Source organism: Mycobacterium sp. SP-6446 (assembly GCF_001954045.1).
Lineage (GTDB): Bacteria > Actinomycetota > Actinomycetes > Mycobacteriales > Mycobacteriaceae > Mycobacterium.
Genome location: NZ_MBEM01000099.1, coordinates 1 through 1,168, shown reverse-complemented (window position 1 = coordinate 1,168; position 1,168 = coordinate 1). Strand labels below are relative to the sequence as shown.

Annotated in this window: 1 protein-coding gene and 1 pseudogene; both read right to left on the bottom strand. The window is 71.0% G+C overall.

Going from position 1 to position 1,168, the window contains the following annotated elements; all coding sequences use genetic code 11:
• Positions 1-614: MCE family protein (locus A5736_RS08020; protein WP_139333197.1), on the bottom strand; the 614-nt coding region annotated here is incomplete at its 3' end.
• Positions 611-1,168: pseudogene (locus A5736_RS08015) on the bottom strand (mammalian cell entry protein); the annotation flags it as partial. The pseudogene A5736_RS08015 and the gene A5736_RS08020, both read right to left, overlap by 4 nt.

The window sequence follows — 1,168 nt, the reverse complement described above, 5'->3', positions numbered from 1 at the left end:
CCCTCGTTCAGCGCGGTCAACGCCTCCGACAGGCTGTTCAGGGTGTCGTGGACCTGCTTGCCCTTGCCGGCCAGGTTGTCCGCGGCCGATTCGATGAGCTCGCCGAACGGGCCCTCCGGCTGCTGCGGCGTCGGGCCCAGCTGTCGCAGGATCCCGTTGAGGGAGTCGCGCAGCTGATCCCACTCGACGGGCACCTGGGTGCGCTCTACCGGGATCACCGCGCCGTCCTTCATCACCGGTCCATCGGTGTAGGCCGGCGACAGCTGGATGGTGCGCGAGGCCACCAGGCTGGGGTTGAGTATCGACGCGGTGGCGTTGAGCGGCACCTTGTATTTGTTGCTGTAGTGGAAGGTGACTCGCATCTTGTCGCCGGCCGGCTCGATCTTGTCGATCGAACCCACCCGGACGCCCATGATCTGGACCTTGTCGCCGGGGTAGAGCGCGAGGGTCTCGGAGAAATACGCGACAACGCTCGTGTTGGTCAGCTTCCGGTAGAGCTGCACCCCGACGACGAGCGCGACGAGGGCCAACACCGTTACCAACGCCGCGGCGAGCAATGCCTTGCGCGACACTTTGGGCAGTCGAAGGCTGCGGATGTCGAAGATGGTGCTCATTGGCTGCTACCTCCCGTCCCGCCGGGCGTGATGAACGGCGCCGGCAGCTGCGGTCCCGGTCCCGGTGGTGGGGCAGGGCGCGGCGGCAGGCCCGGCGCCAACGTCGACGGTGGCGGTGTCGGGCCGGCCGGCCCCAGCGGTTCGGTGCGCGCGCCGGGGGGCACCTGCGCGGGCAACGGCACCGGTGCGCCCGGAACATCCGGCGGCGTCTCGCCCGGGCGGCCCGCGATCGGAATGCCCGGTTCTGGTTGCAGCCCATCGGGTTTGGGCGCCGACGTCTGGACGTCTAGCGGCGCCGGGAATGCGGGTCCGCCGAACGGGCCGATGGCGGCGCCCGCGCAGGGCAGCGGATTGACGGGCCGCGGCGAGGCGCCCGGCCCCGGCGTGTAGGAGCACGGCGATCCGGGCGGGACGGCCGGCCCCGGATGCTGCGGTGTGCCTTCCAGCACCGTCGGAGCCGGCGGAGGTGCGCCGTTGGGGAACCGGGTACCGTTCGGGTCGGGCCACCGGAACTCGGGCAGCCCGGCACTGCGCCAGAAGTTCTCCGGGTCGAT